At 55.6% G+C, this 19248-nt stretch carries 16 protein-coding genes and 1 pseudogene; 6 read left to right on the forward strand and 11 right to left on the reverse strand.

Annotated elements, in window-relative coordinates; all coding sequences use genetic code 11:
* Nucleotides 1-448 precede the first annotated feature (448 nt).
* From PHF15_RS11910 to PHF15_RS11920, 4 genes are all read right to left on the reverse strand, one after another.
* Entirely contained in the window at nt 449-1591 is a 1143-nt protein-coding gene (locus tag PHF15_RS11910) for a porin (protein WP_300121396.1), read from the reverse strand.
* A 660-nt stretch (nt 1592-2251) separates the two neighbouring features.
* Nucleotides 2252-2635 (reverse strand): ATP-binding cassette domain-containing protein, encoded by a 384-nt coding sequence (locus PHF15_RS16985; RefSeq protein ID WP_366520610.1) that lies wholly within the window; start codon nt 2633-2635, stop codon nt 2252-2254.
* A gap of 434 nt (nt 2636-3069) precedes the next feature.
* Nucleotides 3070-4245, reverse strand: a complete 1176-nt coding sequence (locus PHF15_RS11915) for an NADH:flavin oxidoreductase/NADH oxidase (RefSeq protein WP_300121397.1) — start codon at nt 4243-4245, stop codon at nt 3070-3072.
* Between the two features lie 2 nt (nt 4246-4247).
* Complete coding sequence (locus tag PHF15_RS11920) at nt 4248-4958, reverse strand: EthD domain-containing protein (protein WP_300121398.1); 711 nt, start codon at nt 4956-4958, stop codon at nt 4248-4250.
* Nucleotides 4959-6460: 1502 nt separating this feature from the next.
* On the opposite strand from PHF15_RS11920, the gene sucC reads away from it, so the two are divergent.
* The 6 genes and pseudogenes from sucC to PHF15_RS11950 all read left to right on the forward strand — a co-directional run.
* Nucleotides 6461-7624 (forward strand): ADP-forming succinate--CoA ligase subunit beta, encoded by a 1164-nt coding sequence (gene sucC / locus PHF15_RS11925; RefSeq protein WP_300121399.1) that lies wholly within the window; start codon nt 6461-6463, stop codon nt 7622-7624.
* 5 nt (nt 7625-7629) lie between these two features.
* Nucleotides 7630-8532: a succinate--CoA ligase subunit alpha gene (gene sucD, locus PHF15_RS11930; RefSeq protein ID WP_300121400.1), complete on the forward strand. Its 903-nt coding sequence runs from the start codon at nt 7630-7632 to the stop codon at nt 8530-8532.
* A gap of 401 nt (nt 8533-8933) precedes the next feature.
* On the forward strand, nt 8934-9683 hold the full coding sequence (locus PHF15_RS11935) for an electron transfer flavoprotein subunit beta/FixA family protein (protein WP_300121401.1): 750 nt from the start codon (nt 8934-8936) through the stop codon (nt 9681-9683).
* Nucleotides 9684-10637 (forward strand): FAD-binding protein, encoded by a 954-nt coding sequence (locus tag PHF15_RS11940; RefSeq protein WP_300121402.1) that lies wholly within the window; start codon nt 9684-9686, stop codon nt 10635-10637.
* Between the two features lie 25 nt (nt 10638-10662).
* Nucleotides 10663-10899: a hypothetical protein gene (locus PHF15_RS11945; protein ID WP_300121403.1), complete on the forward strand. Its 237-nt coding sequence runs from the start codon at nt 10663-10665 to the stop codon at nt 10897-10899.
* Nucleotides 10900-11035: 136 nt separating this feature from the next.
* A pseudogene (locus tag PHF15_RS11950) lies at nt 11036-11227 on the forward strand (transposase); the annotation flags it as partial.
* Nucleotides 11228-11259: 32 nt separating this feature from the next.
* On the opposite strand, the gene PHF15_RS11955 reads toward PHF15_RS11950, so the two are convergent.
* From PHF15_RS11955 to PHF15_RS16990, 7 genes are all read right to left on the reverse strand, one after another.
* Nucleotides 11260-13950, reverse strand: coding sequence for a bifunctional acetate--CoA ligase family protein/GNAT family N-acetyltransferase (locus PHF15_RS11955; RefSeq protein ID WP_300121404.1), 2691 nt, complete (start codon nt 13948-13950; stop codon nt 11260-11262).
* A 93-nt stretch (nt 13951-14043) separates the two neighbouring features.
* Nucleotides 14044-14382, reverse strand: a complete 339-nt coding sequence (locus PHF15_RS11960; protein WP_300121405.1) for a HipA N-terminal domain-containing protein — start codon at nt 14380-14382, stop codon at nt 14044-14046.
* A 74-nt stretch (nt 14383-14456) separates the two neighbouring features.
* Complete coding sequence (locus tag PHF15_RS11965) at nt 14457-15764, reverse strand: AAA family ATPase (protein WP_300121406.1); 1308 nt, start codon at nt 15762-15764, stop codon at nt 14457-14459.
* A gap of 1 nt (nt 15765) precedes the next feature.
* Nucleotides 15766-16503: a metallophosphoesterase gene (locus PHF15_RS11970; RefSeq protein WP_300121407.1), complete on the reverse strand. Its 738-nt coding sequence runs from the start codon at nt 16501-16503 to the stop codon at nt 15766-15768.
* Between the two features lie 11 nt (nt 16504-16514).
* Nucleotides 16515-17057 carry an LAGLIDADG family homing endonuclease gene (locus tag PHF15_RS11975; RefSeq protein WP_300121408.1) on the reverse strand — a complete coding sequence of 181 codons (543 nt, stop codon included), beginning with the start codon at nt 17055-17057 and terminating at the stop codon, nt 16515-16517.
* Nucleotides 17054-18076, reverse strand: coding sequence for a hypothetical protein (locus tag PHF15_RS11980; RefSeq protein WP_300121409.1), 1023 nt, complete (start codon nt 18074-18076; stop codon nt 17054-17056). Before PHF15_RS11980 ends, PHF15_RS11975 begins: the two co-directional genes overlap by 4 nt.
* Nucleotides 18077-18196: 120 nt before the next feature.
* Nucleotides 18197-19210 carry a site-specific integrase gene (locus PHF15_RS16990; protein WP_366520611.1) on the reverse strand — a complete coding sequence of 338 codons (1014 nt, stop codon included), beginning with the start codon at nt 19208-19210 and terminating at the stop codon, nt 18197-18199.
* Nucleotides 19211-19248: the final 38 nt, after the last annotated feature.

Genomic DNA, 19248 nt, shown 5'->3' on the forward strand with positions numbered 1-19248 from the left:
GCCCAGCATCACATTGGTTCGATCAACCACTCGGTCTACGGCCATTCTCGAACTTGTCAATTCCTTAAGCATCGTTTCATGGTCTCTAGAAATGGCCAATGACGCACCCTCAAATTGTCTTGTTATGACCCACCTTTTTCAATCGGCCAAATTGTTCATTGCTCTGATCTGCCATTACGTAAATGTATTGCCAGAGCTAAACGCTAGCTCACGGTGGCTGATACATCAGAAAGATTTGCCAATCCGAACACCGTACTTCGTAGAGTAGGTCTCACTCGCTGCGCTCAATACATGGACTTTCATGATCAAGCCTCAGCATGCACCTTGGTGCGCTTGAATTGGTCGAAGTTGGCCAAAATGGAAATACCGTCGCCAGTGTTACCCCACTCAGTTTCCTGAGTGGGGTTTTTTAGGCTTAAACCGTCAGCTGACTTGCGCCAGTGCAGTATCAGAAGCGGTGTTGCAGACCGAAGGCCAGAAAGCTTTCTGTGGCATCGGGAGAACCTGCCTTTTCTTGTTTGCCAGATTCGTAGCCACCGTACAGGAATGTGCGCTTGGACATGACGTACTTGCCACCCAGTGCGTAGGCTGTGCGTTTGACCTCGATATTTGCATTCGAAGTAGACGCATCATCTTTTGAACTAGCAATACCGCCAGTCAATGTCATCACATCAGATACTTTGTAATCTAGCCCAATTTGGTATTCATTGGTTTTTCCATCTTGCATAAAGTTAACGCGTTCAGCACGGCCATATCCAGCCTTTGCGATGATCTTACCGAAGTCATATTGGCCCGATAGACGCAAAAAGCTGCGGTCGCTGGCATTCGTGCCAGCATAGACAGTACCTGCGGCGCCAACGCCTAAAGGCTGGTACGGCTTCTCGATTTGGTAAGCCAGCACGCCGTTGACAGGACCAGCCGAGTAGAGCAACGCAGCCGAAGTCACGGCAGGTTGAGTAGTGTTGCCTTGAGGTAAAGTGCTTTGCGTACTCTCATCCATTGCATATGCAATCTGGCCGACAAAGCCGCCAATTGTCGGCGTATCGTAACGGATAGCGTTGTTTCCACGCAGCGTATAACCAGCGAGGGAGCTCGTTTCAAATGCAGCGTTTGTGCCATTGTTACCAGCGCTGCTCCAGTTGTTGGAAGTTCGCATCACATTGCTTTGAGGCGACAGCGACGAGCCCATCATGACATCATTCCCGCTTTCATTTTCAAAGAAGGGTGTGATGACTCGACCGAACTTAACCGTACCGAAGGCACCCTGGAAACCAACGACTGCTTGACGGCCGAAAAGCGTACCACCTTGCTGAGAACCACCGGTAGATATGTCAAAACCGCTTTGCAGATCGAAAATGGCATTGAGACCGCCACCAAGGTCTTCAGAGCCCCTCAGGCCCCAACGCGTGCCGTTGACGGTTCCAGTGTCCATCTTGGTGGTGGAAAGGGACGGAGTCGCAACATTGTTCTTGTTTTCGACCGTGAGTCGACCGCCGAGTACATCGAGGATGCCGTACAACGTCACAGAAGATTGAGCCATAGCGGCACCAGAAGCGGCCAAAACAGCCAAAGCAATAAGATTTTTTTTCATTTGAGATTTCTCCAAGTTTTATAAATGGGTTCCAGTGCGGGACCATCTCAGGCATTAGCCTTGATGACTCCACCAGAAATTCATGACATTAAAAGATTGCTCCAGACGCTGCAAGGAAACTTCTTTGCTTACTTTCATCGTATTTGTTCAGCTAGAGGTTCGATGCAATGCATAGGACGACGGATCCGTTCAGTTGACTCCGCTTTAAGTGTTAACGACTGGCACAACGTGAGTGCACTGCCAAGAAGGCGACCGAGAACTCTATTCATATAGTTGTCTCCTGTTTTATGTCGTCTGGGGCCAATCAAAGCGGCAAACCAGATCATCAAACGAGAAACTTGAATTCTTTGGATTCCAAAATTGCATAAGTCTTTCTGCCTTGGTTCAGTCCGACTTCATCTAAAGTTGGGTTCTCTTCTTTTCAATGCAATAACTAGCTGTGCGCGAGGCCTGCACCGGCGCGGAGGTATTGTGGGTAGATCGTTGATATTTCTGGTATTTTTGTTTCCTCTCAAAATTGAGTAACCGTGCTATATGCGTAGATTGGGGCGCAGTCGGTGAAAAGCTTCCATGACAGCAATAGGTTATAAAAATGGCTGATGCTGTTTTCTCTGCATTCGCTATGTTGTAAGGTTGGAAGATTGAGAGGACGTTTATCAACTATTCGAGCCGAGCCTCACCAAAAATCAGATCAATGCAAAGTAGTGCGATTTCTTGTAAGTCTTGCTCTATGTTGGAGGCAGCGATTGGGGGAGTTCGCGGGCACGTAGTGCCTATTCCGTCACTTGCAATCTGACCGGAATTGGTCATATAGAGGCCGCTGATAGGGCTCAGCAAAGACGTCTTGCTAACGCCGTTTGGCCCAATGATTGACACAATCTCACATCCTCCAAAAGAGGCCGAGACGTCAGTGATCGCGTGGATTCCTGCGAATTGCCTGGAAACACTTGAAACAACGAAGCATTGACGGTTTAGCGAAGAAATTCTTGAGCCCATTTTTCCCCACAACAATTCTGTACAACTTTGCGGCCTACCGCTACCCATCCTTGATCTGGTCTATTTATTAATAGACCGACGCGGTGGATGTATTATTACATTTTCAATTTGGGAGTCAATAGGGTAAACCCGCGATCAGCGCTTTGAGCCTTGCGTGTGAGCCTTGCGTGTGAGCCTTGCGTGTGAGCCTTGCGTGTGAGCCTTGCGTGTGAGCCTTGCGTGTGAGCATAGTTGTGACTTTGACCAAGGAACTTGAGATTGCATTTTCTTAGCAGACTCTCGGTCAAATCGTTACAACAGCAAGCTTCACCTGACTTTGGGTTGACTTAGTCAAATGACAGTACATTGAAGCGGTCTCCACAGTCAAGTCAGCGCGACTTAAACGGTTCTAACTATTCAACCGAAGATCCATCTCTGTATCCTGATTTATCCCATTTATCTTCCCTTAGCATGGCAGCCTCAAATCTGAAGTGCAACACCTCTCAGCTTAAGGTGGTTGAGGCCTGATCGTCAGCTCGGATTTTTTCCAACACCCGTTCCCTCTGCTCTAGCCAACTCCCGTATTGTTTCGGCCAACCCGCGAATGCCGAGGCTTCTGGGTTCAGGACACGGCGCGCTCGAAGTGGCCAATTCGGGTCTTCGAGCACGCCTCGGCCAACGGCCACGAGGTCAGATCTTCCCAATGCGACGATATCGTTAGCTAATTCGGGATCAAGAATCAATCCGACCGCCATGGTCAAAACGTCGGCCTCTTTCTTGATCTTTTCTGCGAAAGGGACCTGGAAGCCATACCCTCGTGAAACGCGCAGCGCTTGCGGCGAACGCCCCAATCCGCCGGTCGAGCAGTCCACAACATCGATACCTATTGACTTGAGTTCACATGCCAAAGCGATCGAGTCCTCGATAGACCAGCCCTCATCTACGGCTGAGATGCGCACGAAAACGGGGCGGTCTTGCGGCCAGGTGTCGCGTACGATCTTTGCGATCTCGAGCGGGTACCTCATCCGGCTTTTTAGACTGCCGCCATAGCCATCTACCCGGTTGTTTGTGACCGTCGACAGGAACTGGTGTAACAGGTAGCCGTGCGCCATGTGGACCTCGACGATTTCGAAGCCAGCATCAATTGCTCTATCCACTGCTAGGCGCCACGAAGTGCGCATTGCCTCCATGCGTTCCAATGTCAGTTGCTGTGGTGCGGGCCATGACTCGTTGACGGGCACCGTCCCGGCAGAGACGGTTTGCCAAGGCTTGTCACCGTATTCGGCATCTTTCTCCGTCAATGCACCATTGCCAATCCAGGGCCGTTGCGAACTCGCCTTACGTCCGGCATGACCCAGTTGAATAGCAGGTACAGAATTGCATGCTTTAATGAAATCGGTGATCCGCTTAAGTGGCGCAACATGGGAGTCGGACCACAGACCGAGGTCGCCGCAACTAAGTCCGCCGTCCGGATCGACCGCCGTCGCCTCGACGAAGATTGTTCCGGCACCGCCTAAGGCAAACTTTGCGAGATGAGCGAAGTGCCAATCGCTAGCTATTCCCTCATCCGCCGAATAGGTGCACATCGGTGAAATGACGATACGGTTTGGCAGTTCTAGGTCACGAAGACGCAAAGGGGAGAATAGGTTCGATGTAGGCGTTGATGTGTTGTTGTTCATGGTTATCTCCAGCGTTCTGCCTGTGCCAGCATGGTGTAGGTGTGTGGCCGTTGGATGATGAGGTCACGCCATGCATCCATATCAGCTGCAATAGACCGCTCGAAAGCGGTGAGGGTGGGCCACCACAATTCCCTAGCGCCAATAAAGTCGGGCGGACGGTTCATCCGGCTGGGCACCATGGTTGTCGGGGTCGTAGGATGGCAACGCACATGCTGAAATGTGCCTAGACGACGCCCGAGTGCTTCGTCATTCGGCCCACACCAACCGGGGCCAGCATCCGGCATAATGAATTGCAGAATCTTGATTGACAGCGGGCGATTGTCCAATCGCCATTTTCCGTTGGCGTAATCACTTTCGATGAGTCTGGAATCGGGCGTTGAGCTCAACACTTCTTCTTCACAGATGAACAATCGCGTCTTTCGCAGGTCGCAGAAGTTTGGCTCGTCGGCATTCAGATAGGAAGTCATTGTTGACTCCTCCCGGAAGTGGATCAGGTCGTTCGCATTGTCAAACCACAATTCTGCGATTGCCTCATAGCGATTCTGCGATTTATCGAGCAGGTCAGTGTGGATCTGGTGGCTCTGAACGTACTGGCGCAACGTCGAAATCTGCATGCCCATGGTTCCGTGTGGGTGACGGTAATGGTCATGAAACTCTTGCGAAGATATCCCCTCAGTGCGAGCCATTGCTGCTAACAACTTCTTTCTGCGCATGTATACAAACTCCTTAAAAACAGTTCAAAAACTTACACCAAGGTAGCCAACTATCGGCAAATCCGAAGGCTTTCAAATTACGATCTTTTCAAATTTATATAGAGTGGTCTGTAACGCGGCCCCAACTTTTTATGCCACCGAAACGGTGACCGTTTAACTTCTACGACCACCGCGCCGAAGTTTTAGAACTCTCTTATCTTTAATTAATAGTCCGACCCGTCGGTGTTACTGTATTTTTATGCTATCGCTAAATGCGGCAGGTGTCAAGTGCGCAACAGCGCGTGTCGGTAGTAAATGACTTGTCCGGTTCTTAGCAAGTAATCTGTCCGGTTTCTGGACGTGCGATGCAGCATCGATCCCATAAGCCGTGCCCGCTACATGCAGGAGAACCGCAAGATGAAATTTCAAGAAGCTTATGACGGCTGGAGCGAAGGACGACTGACGCAGGCCGAGGTGGCACTGTTGCTGGGCCAGTGCGAACGCAGCTTTCGCCGTCACATTGAACGCTATTAAGCTGATGGCATGGAGGACTTGCTTGACAGGCGGCTCAGCCAGATCTCCAAACGCCGCGCAAGCGGGTCTGAAGTGGACCGGGTAGTGCAACTTTACAAAAACAACTTTTCCGACTTGAACGTCACCCAATTTCTCGGCATGTAAAAGGCAGTTCAAAGGCGCGCGCAGTTACAGATGTATCAAGACCGAGCGGCAATGTGCAGGCGTTGTAAGAACCTCCAAGCGCCGGTGTAACCTCCGCATCAAGTGTGAACGCATTCCCCTGGCGAGCAAGATGATCCACCAGAATGCCCGCACCCAAAGAGGGGGCCTGATGCTGAGTGAGAACTGGTGGACACCATGGATGCTCGGTGCAAATTTACCCTCTTGACTCCTTAATTAAAGAATGGCATAATAGATCGCCACGTCGGTTTATTTATATATTCGACCATATCAGGGATGCGTAACGGTAGGCCGAAAAGTTGTACAGAATTTATATGGGGAAAAATGGGTTCGAAACTTCCTTCACTTTGCCGTCAAGGTCTCGTTGTTTCAAGTGTTTCCAATCGGTTCGTAGGAATCCAAGCGATCACTGACGTATCGGCATTTTTTGGAGAATGTGAGATTTTGTCAATCGTTGGGCCAAACGGTGCTAGCAAGACGTCTCTGCTGAACACCATCATCAGCAGCAGCTTCTACATTCCCGATTCTTTTCAGATTACGCCCGACGGAATAGACACCACATGCACAAGGCCTCCCCCAATCGCTGCCTCCAGCACTGCATGGACCTTACAAAACATCGCACGACTTCGTCGTGATCGCGCTTTTGGTGAAGCTCGTCGCGAGTGGTTGATGAGCGTCCATGCAACCTTACAACATAGCAAATGCCGATAAAGCAGCAGCAGTTATTTTTATAGCCTATTGTTGCGATTGAAGCTTTCCACCGAACGCGCCCTAATCTACACAAAGAGCACGATTATTCCGACTAGAGCATTGATTAGAGAGACACAATGAAAATTCACGAGTACCAAGGCAAGGAAATCTTGCGTCAATTTGGTGTGCCAGTGCCTCGCGGCATTGCAGCGTTCACCGTTCAAGAGGCGGTGGAAGCCGCTCAAAAACTCGGCGGCCCGGTATGGGTTGTCAAGGCGCAGATCCACGCCGGGGGCCGTGGCAAGGGTGGCGGCGTCAAGGTTGCCAAGACCATTGAGGATGTCAAGCGCATCGCTGGCGAAATCCTGGGCATGCAGCTCAAGACCCACCAGACCGGCCCTGAGGGCCAAAAGGTGCGTCGCCTCTACATCGAAGACGGTGCCGACATCCAGAAGGAATACTACGTGTCCGTGGTGACCGACCGTGCCACGCAAAAGGTGGCCTTTATTGCCTCCTCTGAGGGCGGCATGGACATCGAGGAAGTGGCGCATTCCACGCCTGAGAAGATCATCACCGAGTTCATCGATCCTTTGAGCGGTCTGGGCGAGGCGCAAGCGAAGAAAATTGCAGACGCCATCGGCATGCCTGCTGGCTCGACGGCGCAAGCCGTGGACATCTTCCAGAAGCTCTACAAGTGCTACATGGACACCGACGCGTCGCTGGTCGAAATCAACCCGCTGAACCGCGACGGCAAGGGCAACGTGATTGCTTTGGACGCCAAGTTCAACTTTGACGCCAACGCCCTCTACCGTCACCCCGAGATCGTGGCTTACCGCGACCTCGACGAGGAAGACCCGGCTGAAGTCGAAGCCAGCAAGTTCGACCTCGCCTACATCAGCCTGGACGGCAACATCGGCTGCCTGGTCAATGGCGCGGGCCTGGCCATGGCGACCATGGACACCATCAAGCTGTTTGGCGCAGAACCGGCCAACTTTTTGGACGTGGGCGGCGGTGCCACCCCCGAGAAGGTCACCGAAGCCTTCAAGATCATGCTGAAGAACCCCAAGGTCAAGGCCATCCTGGTCAACATCTTCGGCGGCATCATGAAGTGCGACACCATTGCCACCGGCGTCATCACCGCCTGCAAGGCAACCAACCTGAATGTGCCGCTGGTCGTGCGCATGAAGGGCACCAACGAAGAGCTGGGCAAGAAGATGCTGAAAGACAGCGGTCTGCCGATCATTTCCGTGGACACCATGGCAGAAGCTGCACAAGCAGCAGTTAAAGCGGTGAAAGGTTAATCAAAATGTCTATCTACATCAACAAAGACACCAAGGTCATCACCCAGGGCATCACGGGCAAGACCGGCCAGTTCCACACTGAAAAGTGCCAGGAATACGCTAATGGCAAGAACTGCTTTGTCGCGGGTGTGAACCCCAAGAAGGCCGGCGAGTCGATCTTCAACATCCCGATTTACGCCTCGGTCAAAGAAGCCGCAAGCGAGACTGGCGCCACGGTCAGCGTGATTTATGTGCCCCCGTCAGGTGCTGCTGCCGCCATCTGGGAGGCCGTCGAGGCCGACCTGGACTTGGCGATTTGTATCACCGAAGGCATCCCGGTGCGTGACATGCTCGAAGTGCGCAACCGCATGAAGGCCAAGGAAGCCGCTGGCGGCAAGAAAACCCTGCTGCTCGGCCCCAACTGCCCCGGCCTGATCACGCCCGACGAGATCAAGATCGGCATCATGCCCGGTCACATCCACCGCAAGGGCCGCATCGGTGTGGTCAGCCGCTCCGGCACGTTGACCTATGAAGCGGTGGCACAGTTGACCGAAATCGGTCTGGGCCAGTCCACTGCTGTCGGCATTGGTGGCGACCCCATCAATGGTTTGAAGCACATCGACGTGATGCAGGCTTTCAACGACGATCCTGACACCGACGCCGTCATCATGATTGGTGAAATTGGTGGCCCGGACGAGGCCGAAGCCGCACGCTGGTGCAAGCTCAACATGAAGAAACCGATTGTGGGCTTCATCGCGGGTGTGACCGCACCTGCGGGCAAACGCATGGGCCACGCCGGTGCCTTGATCTCTGGCGGTGCCGATACCGCTGAAGCCAAGCTCGCCGTGATGGAAGAATGTGGTTTCAAGGTCACGCGCAATCCGTCCGAGATGGCCAAGTTGCTGAAAGCCATGCTGTCGCACTTATGATCCCGTTTCTCAGCGCTAAAGCGTCGATTTATTCAACCAAGCATAAGCTCGGCTTCGTTATCAACCGGGGTCTGGCATCTCTGTCCCCATGCAACCTTCTCGGTACAGCCACATCAAGCTCATTGCCTGTCAAGGTAACGTTGTCAAATGCGAGTTTTGGCTATTGGACTAATCGTCCGGCTGAAATGTTTCGAAGGGACTACGCCATCTTGGCTGAGAGATTCATTAAAGAAGCGAGCAAGGGGGCCTCAGGCATGCTTGCTCCACTGAATATGGTCATCGACCTTTGGCAAGACGCACTAATCTTTAACGGGAAAGGTGGCGTTAGACGTGCACCACTGCTTCGTCCGAAATGATTTCACCATCCTCAAAAGCAAGTTTAAAAACTAAAGGAATCAGAAATGAAAGTTTTAGTCGCAGTCAAGCGAGTGGTTGACTACAACGTCAAGGTACGCGTTAAAAGTGATGGCAGCGGCGTTGATCTCGCCAACGTCAAAATGAGCATGAACCCCTTCGACGAAATCGCCATCGAAGAAGCCGTGCGCCTGAAAGAAAAGGGTGTGGCCACCGAGATCATCGCCGTCTCCTGTGGCGTCACCCAATGCCAGGAAACCCTGCGCACGGCCATGGCCATCGGTGCCGATCGTGCCATCCTGGTTGAAACCGCCGAAGAACTGCAACCCCTGGCGGTGGCCAAACTGCTCAAGGCCCTGGTCGACAAAGAACAACCCGGCCTCATCATCCTGGGCAAACAAGCCATCGATGACGACTGCAACCAGACCGGCCAGATGCTCGCCGCGCTGGCCGACCTGCCCCAGGTCGCCTTTGCCAGCAAGCTTGAAGTGGCGGACGGCAAAGCCACGGTGTCACGCGAAATCGACGGCGGCAGTGAAACCCTCTCGGTCACCCTGCCCGCTGTCGTCACGGCCGACTTGCGCCTGAACGAGCCCAGGTATGTGACCCTGCCCAACATCATGAAGGCCAAGAAAAAGCCCATGGAAATCCTCAAACCCGAAGATTTGGGCGTGGATGTGAGCCCGCGCATCAAGACCCTCAAGGTCAACGAGCCACCCAAACGCAGCGCCGGCATCAAGGTGCCCGATGTGGCCACCCTGGTGGCCAATCTCAAGAACGAAGCCAAGGTGATCTAAATGACAGTCTTAGTAATTGCTGAGCACGACAACGTCAGCCTCAAAAGCGCCACATTCAACGTCGTCATGGCGGCGACCCAGACCAGTATGTTCACAGATGGTCTTGTGCATGTTTTGGTCATGGGCCACAATGCCGACCCGGTCGCAATGGCTGCCGCACAGATCACCGGCGTTGCCAAAGTTATTCATGCCGACGGTGCCCAGTTTGCACATGGATTGGCCGAGAATGTGGCGGCCCAGGTGCTGACCATCGCTGGCCAGTATTCCCACATCATGTTTGCATCGACTGCCAGCGGTAAAAATGTGGCACCTCGCTTGGCCGCCAAGCTCGACGTCAGCCAGATTTCAGATGTCATCAATATCGAAAACAGCGACACTTTTGAGCGTCCAATCTACGCCGGCAACGCGATTGCCACGGTGCAGAGCACCGATGCGATCAAGGTCCTGACCGTGCGTACCACAGGTTTCGATGCTGCCATCGCCACGGGTGGTACCGCAACGGTTGAAATCGTGGTCGCCGTTACTGGCAGTTCAATCACCACCTTTGTCGGTAGAGAAATCGCCAAGAACGAACGCCCCGAACTGACCTCCGCCAAGATCATCGTCGCCGGTGGCCGGGCTTTGGGTTCCAACGAAAAGTTCATGGAAGTAATGACCCCGCTGGCCGACAAGCTTGGCGCAGCCTTGGGTGCTTCGCGCGCCGCTGTCGATGCGGGTTACGCCCCGAACGACTGGCAAGTGGGCCAGACGGGCAAGATTGTCGCCCCGCAGCTCTACATTGCAGCGGGCATCTCAGGAGCCATACAGCATCTCGCGGGCATGAAGGACTCCAAAGTGATCGTGGCAATCAACAAAGACGCCGAGGCGCCGATATTTTGCGTGGCCGACTATGGGCTCGAAGCTGACTTGTTCGTGGCAGTGCCCGAATTTGTAGCAGCGCTCCAGCTTCCTTAACTCAGGCACTTGAAGGCCCCATCCCATGGCACTGCTGCTTCGATGTCTCCAAGAACTACGCATCCGGCAAGGCGAATCACAGACCCTTGCGCAGGAATACGCTAATGATCCGTGCAACAAATTGTGTCCCGAAGCGGTTGGTTCGGCGCAAGCAACCACCGCCTTCGTAGACAGCTCTGCATCTTTGGCAATCCGCCATGAGTTAACCTATAGATCGGGGAAAGTTGTTCACCAAATGGGACCATTTATATCTGTAAAGTGATGCATTAAACAAGCGCTGTCTGAAGATGCAGAAATGGGCCGACTTTTGCGACAAAGATCAAAGGGCCATAGCGAATACAATTTCATCCCAATCCGGCAACCCGAGTGGTGATTGAATTGCGCTCAGCTGAGTGCACATTCTGCCCAGAGGAGATGGTGAATTATGTTTACGATTCCAGCGTCGTAGGCGATGGTCCCTCACAGAGAAATCAGCGCTGGTGCGACAGGCCTACGAGCGTGGCATGAACTTCTCGTTTGTAGCCAGGCAGGAGGGCATCGCAGCGAGCCTGTTGTTTCCGTGGCGAAATCTTAAACGTCAGGATGCACTGGCATGCGCCCCATTTTGTTGCTGCGTGCAATCCTACAGACTGTGTGTGACCAGCTTGAAGTCCGGATCTCCCGGATAGGCTTTGACCTGATAGCCCAAGCTGCGCATGAGCTTGAGCATGCGGGAGTTATGGGCCAGAACCAGACCCTCAATCTCGGACAGGCCTCTTTCACGCGCCACGTCCATGATGCATTCCATTAGGCGTGAGCCCATGCCCTTGCCATTGAAGTCGTCGGCCACCGCCAGTGCGAAGTCGCAACTCGACTGGTCCGGGTTGGTGACATAACGCGAGACACCAACTATGCGTTCAGTCTCGGTGATGTCGCCCTCGGGTGTGACCTTGCGTTCCTTGACAACGGCCGCCAACGCCATTTCTCGGTCGTAGTCGATCAATGTGAAGCGTGCCAGCATTGCAGGCGGCAGCTCGGCCATGCTGGATACAAAGCGGAAGCGGCGACTTTGCGGCGACAGTTCGCTGAGTAGATTCTTGAGCATCTGCGCATCGTCGGGATGGATCGGGCGAATAGAGTATTCGCCGCCACCGCGCAGAGGCAGTGTCATCTCGTAGCGGGCCGGGTAGGGCAGGATGGAAAGGTGGTGGTAGTCGTTGGCGCGACCGCTGCTGCCTTGGGGCGCGCTGTCGATAGCGATTCGCACATCCACCGCCACAGCACCGAATTCGTCGACGATGATGGGGTTGATATCCATCTCGCGTAAGTGCGGAAATTCGCACACCATTTCCGAGACGCGCAATAGCACCTGTTCCAGAGCATCCATGTTCACCGCGCTAGCACCGCGCCATTCGCCCAGGGTTTCGGACACCCGCGAGCGGTCGATCAGCCGACGTGCCAGAAACTGGTTGAGAGGCGGTAACTCCATGGCACGATCATTGAGCAATTCGATCATGGTGCCGCCAGCGCCAAACACAATCACCGGACCGAACGGGTCATCGGTGACAAGGCCCACATAGATCTCGCGGCCACGGCGGGCGTTTGCCATCTTCTGCACGGTCACTCCATTGAGGAGGGCCTTCGGCATGATGCGCTTGACCCGCTCCACCATGTCGTTGTAGTTGTCACGTGCACTAGTGGCATTCATGATGTTGAGCGCCACTCCCTGCACATCGGAATTGTGGCTGATGTCGGGCGAGTCGATCTTGAGCGCCACCGGGTAACCCAGCTGCGCCGAAATCATCATGACCTCGTTGGCGTTGCGCGCCAAAATGGTTTGCGTGACCGGAATGTGGAAGCACGACAGCAATGTCTTGGACTCCATATCGGACAGCACCTTGCGCCCTTCGGCCAACACACTCTCGATGATGAGGCGCGCGCCTTCGATGTCGGGCTTGTCCAGGATTGACAGCGGTGGCGGCGTCTGCTGCAGCAGTCGCTGGTTTTGATAGAAGGTGGCGATGTTGCCGAAGGCGCCCACCGCCGCCTCCGGTGTGCGGAAGGTGGGAATGGCGGCCTCGTTGAGAAGCACGCGTGCCTCGCCTACTGTAGCGTCACCCATCCAACAGGTCAGCAGCGGTTTGCCCATGGCGCGTTTGATTTCCGCCATGGCCTTGGCGATACTGATGGAGTCGGAACCGGTCTTGGGTGAGAAGATCACTAGCACGCCGTCTATTGATGCGTCATGGTAGGCAGCAATGACTGCGGCCTTGTAGTGTTCGGCCGTAGCTTCTTCTGACAAGTCAATCAGGTCGGTCAGTGACGCCATCACAGGCAGCTTGGGCTTGAGCTCGGCGCTCGTCTGCTCCGATAGCTTGCCCAGGTGCAGATGAATTTCATAGACCCAGTCCACCGCCAGCCTGCCAGGGCCTCCGCCATTGGTGACGATGGCTAGGCGCTGGCCCACCGGGCGGTAACGCGAAGCCAAGCATTTGGCCGCCGAGAACAGTTCCATAAACGAGGTGACGCGCACTGCCCCGGCGCGGCGAAGGGCCGCGTCAAACACATTGTCGCTGCCGACGATGGTGCCGCTGTCGGTTTGTGCTGCCTGGTTGCCTGCGGGCTTGCGTCCGGCCTTAAGCACGATGACCGGCTTGGTATGGGCTGCCGAGCGCAGCGCGCTCATGAAGCGGCGTGCATTGGAAATGCCTTCCAGGTACACGATGATGCTTTGCGTGCGTGCGTCGTTGGCCAAGTAGTCCAGCACCTGCGCGATGTCCACCGCGGTGTTGGAGCCCAGCGAAACCACCGAGGAAAACCCCACGGCATTCTTGCGCGCCCAGTCCAGCATGGACGCCGTTAACGCGCACGATTGCGACACCAGCGCCAGCGAACCGCTACTGGCCAGGTCACCCGCCACGCTGGCATTGAGTTGCAGCAGCGGGTTCTGAAAGCCCAGGCAGTTAGGCCCCAACAGTTGCACGTCTTCGCGCTTGGCCACCTTTTCCAGGGACTGGGCCAGCTCAGCGCTGATACCGGTGGAGATGATCAGGGCCGAGCGGCAGTTCATGCGACCTGCGACCTCCAGTGCGGCCAGCACTTCGTCCTCAGGCAGCGCAATGATGGCCAGATCAGCGCGCGTTCGCGACAGATCGGCCAGCGTGCCATTGCTGTGGATATCCAGAAATTGCAGCGTACCCTTGTAAGCCTGCGCCTTCAGGTTTTCGGCCAGTTGCCGGGCTTGGGGTGTATGGCCCTCCACGGATTCGGTGGGGCCAGCGAATACCAGAATCGATTGGGGGGCGAAAAGAGGAGCGAGGTAGTGTTTGTCCATACGTATCGGCACCGATTCAAAACTGACCCCCTGGGACCGATTGAATTTTGACCAGGGGCTAAAGTTGTCAGCTTGACTTCCAATTGTGGATAACTATAGCTGTTTGCTGGTGTTGGTGATCCTGTTTTGAAGTGGTTTCTTGTGAAGCTCACTCTCCATAGGGGAAGTCCGAAGCTGCTTGATGCGCAGTTGCAGGTCGTCAAGCGTCAGCGGCTTTAATCCTTGCTCCACGACGGTCGCACCATGCTCGCGCAGCACGAGCGAGCCCGCAAACACCGAGCCAAAGTATCTCAGCAGGCCGAACGCATCGGACCGGTCGAACTTCTCTTCCATGGCCAAGACTTCGCGCAAAAATTCTTCTGGCAGCAGGTTATCAAAGTTCCACTGAACGGGACGATCGCATGAGCCGTCAGTGTGGAATGGCCTGGTCATGGATAAGCCATTGGACAGACTGAAACCTAGACGCCGAAGCTAGCATAAATAGGACTAACATTCATGATGCAGGTTCAATGAAGGTATTGTGTAACCTTACCGCCCTGCCCGCCCGCCTCATCCTCAAACAACCACCCCGGAAAGTCCCCCCGACACAGCTCTTTCCTGTCAGCCGCAACAGCATTGGCCACGGCCTCCAGGGTCAACTGATAAATCTGGCGGGCTGGCAAATGCGCCAGATGCCGGCGCAGCGACACATCAGGCTTGAAACCCTTGATGCCGACCGATTGAATGCTGGCACGCATCACCTCTTCGGCCAGCACCAGGCACTCTGCGGCTGTGGGTGGCATGATGTGGAACTCCCGAAACCGGCTGCGCAAGGGCGGATCCAGATACATCGCGGTGTTGGCGGTGGCAATCCAGGTCACTTGGCTGGCGTCGAATTCGAACATCAGTGAGATGTCACGTACCCCTTTGGCGCTAACCGGTTCCAGTACCGAATACAGGCTGCTCACGGGAGAGGCGTAGCTCATCGAGCGTGAAGGCTTGTCGATCTCATCGAGCACGATGATGGGATTGGCGTGCTGACCCAGAACCACGGTCTCAAACAGCACGCCATGCTGGGAATTACCCCAATGTCGATCGGAACCCAGAAAGACCGAAGAGGTCAGATCGGAATCAAGGGCTTGAATGTGGATGGTGGTACTCAAGGCCTGCGCCAGGGCCTGGGCAAAGTGGGTTTTTCCCACTCCAGCCTCCCCAACCAACAGCATGGGCTGCAGACGAACCGGTTTCTGGCTGCACCTGGCCAGGTTGATCTGCGCCATGACGAAGGCCACCGCCTCTTTCATGTGCGGCTGCTTCTGCGCCAAGGTTTCCAGTGACTTGAGTGACTTTGGCCGAGCGATCTCGCGCAAGGTGGTGCCGGCATGCACCAACTCCTGATAGGTTTGGTCCAGCCTGGCCCGCTCATCCCCATCACTTTTGCTCAGACGCTTGCGCAGGACCAGGGCCTGTTCTGACTTGAACACCGGATAACGATGTCGTGACGACCGGGTCCGGTCCGATTCATCAATGCGAGCCCAGGCCTGGGTTGCCTTCTCGAGTTCGATCTGGTCTTTGCTCTTGAAGCTGTTGTCGGGACCGGAATCGGTGGACTCAGACGCACGGAAGCTGCTGATGGCCTCCTCACGCGCCTGGGCCTTTTCCATGGCGGTCACCTTGTCCTGCTCTGCTTCCTTTTCCTTGAAGCGACGCTTGCTTTCAGCCTCCAGGTCGTCCTTGAGGTGGGACGGCACAAACATCTCGTGGCGACGGCTGTAATCATCCTGATACAGCCGGTAAAGGGCAAAGCCCGGTGGGTCAGTGTCTGGATTTTCCATCTCAGGCTCCTGATGAATGAGACTGGTGATCAAGATCCCCAGAAAAGATAACCTCGGCATGACCGTCCAGGTCAATGGCGGTGATGCCACACAGGCCGACCCCAAAGCTTTTGAATCCCTGTTGCACCCAGCGGTGACTGCTGTCCATCCGGTCGTGTTGATGACCGTGAACGCTCACTTTGACGCCCATGCTGCGCGCCAGCTCATCCAGGATCTCAAACCCGTTGGGGTGATAACCGGGTGCCTCATGCGTGACCAGAATGTCAGCACGCTGGGTCGCCAAGGCTTTGAATTCCTCCGGGTAGATGCTGGACCAGTGTTTGCGGTGCACACCGCCCTGCCAGCGATCCTGCCGGGGGGTAGAGCGGGCATGGCTGGAGCGGCTTTCGAACCTGGCGTCACTGTGGCCGGGATACCAGACCGATTCACGGAACACGCCGCCCAGACCCGCGAGCTTGAGGCCATTGGGCAGTTCCACCACCCGGCCATGGAGATTGCGCTCAGCCAGTGTGCTGCCCCAGAGGTGGTGCCAGTTCTGGTCACTGTCAGTATCGTGGTTGCCATGGATGAACCACAGCTTGTTCGGATCGATGGCTGCGAGTTCCAGGTGCAGGGGCTGCTCTGGCTCAATGTCCCCAAGCAGGACAATGGCCATGGGGTCCAGCAGCTCAGCCGCGCGCAGGATGTGGTCAAACCGGCCATGGGGGTCACCGCAGAACAGGATGGGTTGGGTGTTCATGGTCGTGGCTTTCATTTGAGGGCGCGCATGTGGAGGAACTTCGCCTCGCGGTCAGCGGTGACCTGAGACGACCAGCCCTTCCCTCCCGGTCTCTTGCCACCCATGCAGTCTTCCCAATAGGCCACGGCGGTCTGGGCTTCCTCCCGCTTGCGAACGAGAAAGGGCAGCAAGATGGTGATCAGACGCAGCGCGTTTTTGCCACTGCAGATCAGCGTATAGACCTGGCGGCTGTGCTGAGGCAGGCGCTTGACTTTGTAGATGGGCTCGGTGATACCCATCCCGCCCCTGAAGTGTTCGAGCACCTCCAGATCATTTTGCATGATGCTAAAGCCCAAACGATAGGATAGCTTGCGCGTGGGATCACGGAATCTTTGCTTGCAGATGTAGATGCAACCTTCACCATCGACAAACCCGGCAGCCCACGCCAGGGTGAAAGGCGGTTTGGTGAGCACCCCACTGCCTGGGGAGGTTTGGGTTTGGGTCTGGGTCTGGGTCTGGGTTTGGGTTTGGGCTGTGCCCAGGTTGACTTCCGATGTCATGGTGTCTTGGTTCATTTCTGTTCTCCCGTTGGTGTTGAATCGTCTGAATTTGCTGCAATGGCTGAGTCGATGTGCCAGGCCTGCTGGATGGCCTGGTGGATGTGTTGCTTGAGGCTTGGCACAATTCCCGGCGGCGACAGCCATTCGGTCCAGTCACAGGGACCCAGCAGCTGGTGCACGGCCACAAACAGATCCGGCTCAAACCTGGCCACGGCATCCAGGGCCAGGTCAAGCAAGCCTGCGGTGCCGGGATGTGGCGCCAGGCCAAGGTGGCACCGCATCCGGTCAGCTTCATACCGTTCATCAGTGAGCTTGCCCAGATCGAACAGCAGGCACACCAGGGCCATCAGGCCGCGTTCTTTGGTCCCGATCTGTTGCAGCTGGAGCACCCGCTCGGCGGCTTCGATGCTGCAGTCGAACAAGCCACCCGGGTAGGTGTGGTGATCCGTGGCCGCAATGCGCAGGAAGAAACCCTGCTGGATCCGGGTATCAGCCATCACGGCCATGAAGATGGCTTGCTGCCCAGGCGCAAGTTGCGAGAGCAGCCGATAAAGCCGGCGCATGTGAGCGAAGCGGTGAAAGGGTACCGTCGGGGTCCAGGCCGTTGGATTGGGTTGACGCGGATGGATGAGGCTGCTACTGAGCAGCAGCGTGCTGATCCCCGAAGGGTCAGAACTTCCCCTGCGCAGCATCAGCTTGGCCCTGACCCAATGGCCGTTTTGAAGATCGAGCGGCAAGCTGTCCCGGTTAGCCCGCAATGGCACATCGCCGATGGACAGACACAGGGTGCAGTGAATGCGCCCGGCCCATGTCAGGGTCCAGTCCTCGATGCGGCCGATGACGGTGATGACCGTGTGCCGGGGAAACAGCACATTCGGATCAATGGTCAAGGTGTTGGCGAACGGCGTCGCCTGAGATGCGGCTGTGCGAGAGGCGTCTGTGCTGGCAACACGGCCTGCCGGGTGGGCTTGCCTCCAGGAACCTCGGTTGGGGTACTCGACACCAAGGGAGGAGAAGTAGTTTTGCTTGTTCATGAGATGCTTTCTTAATGGTTGATTCAGACAAATCCGGTTTTTAGGCAAAGTCTTTCCCCTGACCCGGTGTCTGTGAACAGACAACAGGCTGGAAGAATTGAATGGCGGTGGGTCGGCGGGCTAGTTCAGCGGCTTGGCGGCTTGCGCGCGCTGCCACGATTCCGCGATGTCTTGCCAGGACAGGGGCGGTGGCGACGCTGGCGGGGGCTGTGTCGCAATGGGGGCAGGAATCGCGATCAGTGTCGGCATCGGTACAGGTGCCGGAATCAGTGTCGGCATCGCTGCCGGTACAGGGACCAGCGGCTGATCCTGTGTTGCCATATCCTGACCGTCAAGCACTGGAGCCACTGCGGCTTTGCGCTTCACACCCCGTGGTTTCGGAATGGCTTGTTGTGCCACCTCCTGGGCCGGGACATAGATCGTCACATGGGAGTCCGGCTCCTTTTGTTCAACCAAAGGTCCCTGGGACATGTGGCTGGCCAGCAGGCGTTCCATGGCCGAACCGTCCTGGCGGGTCAGGTTGGGCACGTAACGGCTGTAAACCCGAAACAGCATCTCGGTGCTGGTGTGGCCGAGTTGGCGGGCAATCCATTCGGGTGCTTCGCCCGAGGCCAGCCAGAGTGTGGCTGCGGTATGGCGCATCTGATAAGGACGACGCTTGTCCAGGCCAAGGTGGCGCAAGAGCGGGTACCAGACCCGGTCCGAGAAGTTCTTGTTGTCCAGTGGCTGCCCGGCCAGGTTGCAAAAGACGTACTCGGATGTCTTGCCTGTGACTTCGAACTGGCGCTTCAATGCATCGAAGACGGGCTGGCTCATCTGGATGTCGCGCTGGCTGCCGTCGGTCTTGGTGTATTCGTCTTCACCCAGGACAAAGGTTTCCCTAACCCGGATGATGCGCAGGTCCCAATCGATGTATTTCCATTTGAGGCCATGGACTTCACCAGTGCGCATGGCGGTCAGGAAGCGGGTTGTCATGTAGTCCCTGTAATCAGGCCGGACCGTGGCCACGATGCGCTGAACGTCGACCAGGCTGAAGGGGTTCACATCGGTCTTGCGTACGCGCAGCTTTTTGATGCTCAGCGCGGGTGAAGTAAACTGGAACTGGTCGGCGGCTTCGGTGAGAATTTGACGCAACAGACCAATGATTTCATTGATCCGTTTGGATGAAAGCC

The organism is Rhodoferax sp., from assembly GCF_028689295.1.
Taxonomy (GTDB): domain Bacteria; phylum Pseudomonadota; class Gammaproteobacteria; order Burkholderiales; family Burkholderiaceae_C; genus Rhodoferax.